2 tRNA genes and 3 rRNA genes are annotated in these 5,313 nt (G+C 52.2%); all 5 read right to left on the reverse strand.

From position 1 onward, the window contains the following. Nucleotides 1-8: 8 nt before the first annotated feature. A 5S ribosomal RNA gene (rrf, locus tag H6F57_RS27020) occupies nt 9-125 on the reverse strand. A 110-nt stretch (nt 126-235) separates the two neighbouring features. Further along, nucleotides 236-3,118, reverse strand: a 23S ribosomal RNA gene (locus H6F57_RS27025). Between the two features lie 206 nt (nt 3,119-3,324). After that, nucleotides 3,325-3,400, reverse strand: a tRNA-Ala gene (locus H6F57_RS27030). 6 nt (nt 3,401-3,406) lie between these two features. Beyond that, nucleotides 3,407-3,480: transfer RNA gene (locus H6F57_RS27035), tRNA-Ile, on the reverse strand. A 147-nt stretch (nt 3,481-3,627) separates the two neighbouring features. Next, nucleotides 3,628-5,116 (reverse strand): 16S ribosomal RNA (locus H6F57_RS27040). The 16S, 23S and 5S rRNA genes sit together here with 2 tRNA genes alongside, the layout of an rRNA operon. Nucleotides 5,117-5,313: the final 197 nt, after the last annotated feature.

Below are 5,313 nucleotides of genomic sequence, written 5' to 3' on the forward strand. Positions count from 1 at the left end.
AAGTAGAGACCTGGCATCGAGCTATTTTGACAAGGGGCAACCCCCTCACTATCTTCGCCGCAGCTGCGTTTCACGACTGAGTTCGGGATGGGTCAGAGTGGGACCACAGCGCCAAAGACACCAGGAAAGCTTTAATAGCTTAAATATTGTGTTGTTTAAGTTCCTTGAAGAACTGAATAGAGAGAAGTGGGGCTGTGCACACAGCCATTGTTAGTTGCGTTGATGGACTGAGTGTGAGGTCAAGCCCTCGGTCTGTTAGTACGCCTCGACTACATCCATTACTGGACTTCCATCTAGCGCCTATTAACGGGTGGTCTACCCGTGACCTTACTGGCTTATGCCATGGGAACACTCATCTTGAGGTGGGCTTCCCACTTAGATGCTTTCAGCGGTTATCCACTCCACACTTAGCTACCCTGCGTTTACCGTTGGCACGATAACAGGTACACCAGCGGTGCGTTCTTCCCGGTCCTCTCGTACTAAGGAAGACTCCTCTCAATGTTCCTACGCCTGCACCGGATATGGACCGAACTGTCTCACGACGTTCTGAACCCAGCTCACGTACCGCTTTAATGGGCGAACAGCCCAACCCTTGGGACCGACTACAGCCCCAGGTTGCGATGAGCCGACATCGAGGTGCCAAACCTCCCCGTCGATGTGAACTCTTGGGGGAGATCAGCCTGTTATCCCTAGAGTAACTTTTATCCGTTGAGCGACGGCCCTTCCACGCGGAACCGTCGGATCACTAAGGCCTACTTTCGTACCTGCTCGACTTGTCAGTCTCGCAGTCAAGCTCTCTTATGCCTTTACACTCGAAGGCTGATTTCCAACCAGCCTGAGAGAACCTTTGCGCGCCTCCGTTACCATTTAGGAGGCGACCGCCCCAGTCAAACTGCCCACCTGATACTGTTCTCTGCCCGGATAACGGGTCAAAGTTAGAATTCTAGCCTTAATAGAGTGGTATCTCACCAGTGACTCCATAACTCCCACAAGAGCTACTTCATAGTCTCCCACCTATCCTGCGCAATTAAAGCCCGAACCCAATACCAAGCTACAGTAAAGCTTCATAGGGTCTTTCTGTCCGGGTGCAGGTAGTCCGTATCTTCACAGACATTCCTATTTCGCCGAGCCTCTCTCCGAGACAGCTCCCAGATCGTTACGCCTTTCGTGCGGGTCGGAACTTACCCGACAAGGAATTTCGCTACCTTAGGACCGTTATAGTTACGGCCGCCGTTCACCGGGGCTTCAGTCGCTAGCTTCAACTCCGAAGAGCCTGACCAACTTCCTTAACCTTCCGGCACTGGGCAGGCGTCAGCCCCCATACATCGTCTTGCGACTTAGCGGAGACCTGTGTTTTTGGTAAACAGTCGCCTGGGACTCTTCACTGCGACCAGCTCTCGCTGGCACCCCTTCTCCCGAAGTTACGGGGCCATTTTGCCGAGTTCCTTAGAGAGAGTTATCTCGCGCCCCTGGGTATACTCTACCTTCCCACCTGTGTCGGTTTAGGGTACGGGCCAATTTGAATTAACGTGGTTCGGGCTTTTCTTGGAAGCCTGACATCAGACACTTCCCCGTCGTAACGGATCGTACTCGCTTCTCAGCTCAAGACGTTTTCACCGTCTCTCAACACCTCGATAGCTTAAACCGGTAACCAACATCCGGCTGTCTTAGCCTTCTCCGTCCCCCGCCACAATCCAAATTAGGTACGGAAATATTAATCCGTTGTCCATCGACTACGCCTTTCGGCCTCGCCTTAGGTCCCGACTAACCCTCCGCGGACGAGCCTTCCGGAGGAAACCTTGGGATTTCGGGGTGTAGGATTCTCACCTACATTTTCGCTACTTAAGCCGACATTCTCACTTCTGTACAATCCACGCCTGCTCTCGCTAACGCTTCAACTCGTACAGAACGCTCCTCTACCACTTGTACAAGTACAAGTCCACAGCTTCGGTAGGATGCTTAGCCCCGTTCATTTTCGGCGCAGGATCGCTTGACCAGTGAGCTATTACGCACTCTTTTAAGGATGGCTGCTTCTAGGCAAACCTCCTGGTTGTCTCTGCAATCCCACCTCCTTTATCACTTAGCATCCATTTGGGGACCTTAGCTGGTGGTCTGGGCTGTTTCCCTTTCGACGATGAAGCTTATCCCCCACCGTCTGACTGGCATTGTGTGCTACGGGTATTCTGAGTTTGACTCGATTTGGTACCGCTCTCGCAGCCCGCACCGAATCAGTGCTTTACCCCCCGTATATAATCAATACCGCTGTGCCTCAACACATTTCGAGGAGAACCAGCTAGCTCCGGGTTCGATTGGCATTTCACCCCTAACCACAGCTCATCCGCTGGCTTTTCAACGCCAGTCGGTTCGGACCTCCACTTGGTATCACCCAAGCTTCATCCTGGCCATGGTTAGATCACCCGGGTTCGGGTCTATAAAATCTGACTATCGCCCTATTCAGACTCGCTTTCGCTTTGGCTTCAGCATTTCCGCTTTAACCTGCCAGACCCTATAAGTCGCCGGCTCATTCTTCAACAGGCACGCTATCACCCGTTTAATCGGGCTCTAACTGCTTGTAGGCTCACGGTTTCATGTTCTATTTCACTCCCCTCCCGGGGTTCTTTTCACCTTTCCCTCGCGGTACTGGTTCACTATCGGTCACGCAGGAGTATTTAGCCTTACGAGGTGGTCCTCGCGGATTCACACGGGATTTCTCGTGCCCCGTGCTACTCGGGATTCAGCTAGTATCGTTAAGTTTTCGACTACAGGACTTTCACCTTCTCTGGTGCATCATTCCAATGCTTCGTCTAACCGCTCGAGTCCATATCGCTGTCCCACAACCCCAATGGTAAAAACCACTGGTTTAGGCTCTTCCCAGTTCGCTCGCCGCTACTACGGGAATCGAGTTTTCTTTCTCTTCCTACAGCTACTAAGATGTTTCAGTTCGCTGCGTTCGCTCGCGCCACCCTATATATTCAGGTGGCCGTATTTAGGGTTGCCCCATTCGGAAACCTTCGGATCAATGCTTGCTTCCAGCTCCCCGAAGCGTATCGTCGGTAACCACGTCCTTCTTCGCCTCTGCGTGCCTAGGTATCCACCGTGAGCCCGTTGTAGCTTGACCTTCATTCAATTAGTCGAAACTAATCGAATTCACTCTTCTCTCAACGAACTTTGAATGTTCTGTGTGTACTACCTTACACTTCTCTCATATTCAGTTTTCAAGGTTCTTAGCTAGGCTCTCACCCAGCAGACTATGCCCTAGCTATCGCTAAAACACACCGTGCTGAATTTAATCCCACTCTTGATTATAGCAGTAGTTATCTCTCGTGGTGGAGGTTAGCGGACTCGAACCGCTGACATCCTGCTTGCAAAGCAGGCGCTCTACCAACTGAGCTAAACCCCCACGCAGTGGGCCATCCTGGACTCGAACCAGGGACCTCACCCTTATCAGGGGTGCGCTCTAACCACCTGAGCTAATAGCCCGTGTTTAGTTCTCTAATCCCGAAAGACTAAAAAATAAACCTCAACCATAGTCTAGAAACGAGTTCTCAAAGTCCTGAACGACCTAGAGTGACCACTCAATACTCCTAATTCAATTTGGTTCGGAGTTATCAAGGGTAGGTCTCCCTAAAAGGAGGTGATCCAGCCACACCTTCCGGTACGGCTACCTTGTTACGACTTCACCCCAGTCATCAGCCCTGCCTTCGGCGCCCTCCTCCGCGAACGGTTAGAGTAACGACTTCGGGCGTGGCCAACTCCCATGGTGTGACGGGCGGTGTGTACAAGGCCCGGGAACGTATTCACCGCAGTATGCTGACCTGCGATTACTAGCGATTCCGCCTTCATGCAGGCGAGTTGCAGCCTGCAATCTGAACTGAGCCACAGTTTATGGGATTTGCTTGCACTCGCGCGCTTGCTGCCCTCTGTCTGTAGCATTGTAGGACGTGTGTAGCCCAAGACGTAAGGGGCATGATGACTTGACGTCGTCCCCACCTTCCTCCGTGTTGTCCACGGCAGTCTCTTTAGAGTGCCCAACTTAATGATGGCAACTAAAAACGAGGGTTGCGCTCGTTGCGGGACTTAACCCAACATCTCACGACACGAGCTGACGACAGCCATGCACCACCTGTGTTCGCGCTCCCGAAGGCACTCTCTCATCTCTGAAAGATTCGCGACATGTCAAGCCTTGGTAAGGTTCTTCGCGTTGCATCGAATTAAACCACATCCTCCACCGCTTGTGCGGGCCCCCGTCAATTCCTTTGAGTTTCACACTTGCGTGCGTACTCCCCAGGCGGGATACTTAACGCGTTAGCTACGGTACTGCACGGGTCGATACGTCCAACACCTAGTATCCATCGTTTACAGCTAGGACTACAGGGGTATCTAATCCCTTTCGCTCCCCTAGCTTTCGTCCCTCAGCGTCAGTTGTGGCCCAGTAGAGCGCCTTCGCCACTGGTGTTCTTCCCGATATCTACGCATTTCACCGCTACACCGGGAATTCCCTCTACCCCTACCACACTCAAGTCTCCCAGTTTCCATTGCCGATCCACAGTTGAGCTGTGGGCTTTGACAACAGACTTAAAAAACCGCCTGCGGACGCTTTACGCCCAATAATTCCGGATAACGCTTGCCTCCTCCGTCTTACCGCGGCTGCTGGCACGGAGTTAGCCGAGGCTTATTCCTCTGGTACCGTCAGTTCTTCTTCCCAGAGAAAAGAGGTTTACAACCCTAAGGCCTTCGTCCCTCACGCGGCGTTGCTCCGTCAGGCTTTCGCCCATTGCGGAAAATTCCCCACTGCTGCCTCCCGTAGGAGTCTGGGCCGTGTCTCAGTCCCAGTGTGGCTGATCATCCTCTTAGACCAGCTACTGATCGTCGCCTTGGTGAGCCTTTACCCCACCAACTAGCTAATCAGACGCGAGTTCATCCCTAGGCGATATAACTTTTCACCTCTCGGCATATGGGGCATTAGCAGTCGTTTCCAACTGTTGTTCCCCTCCTAAGGGCAGATCCTCACGCGTTACTCACCCGTCCGCCACTAACCCCGAAGGGTCCGTTCGACTTGCATGTGTTAAGCACGCCGCCAGCGTTCATCCTGAGCCAGGATCAAACTCTCCATGTTAGTGACTAATCCCGAAAGATTAATCTCAATTAGTTACTCGTGAAAAGTAACCCGAAAAGCATGTCCCGGATACCTCAGTATCCGATTCTGTCTTCTTACTTGACTCAACCACAGCACTAATGCTATCGTTGAACCAATTTAATCCTTGACAGGAACCTTGGCTTTGTTTCTAGACTATGTAGTTGTCGAGGTTCGCT

The organism is Leptolyngbya sp. FACHB-60 (assembly GCF_014695775.1).
GTDB lineage: Bacteria > Cyanobacteriota > Cyanobacteriia > Phormidesmidales > Phormidesmidaceae > Nodosilinea.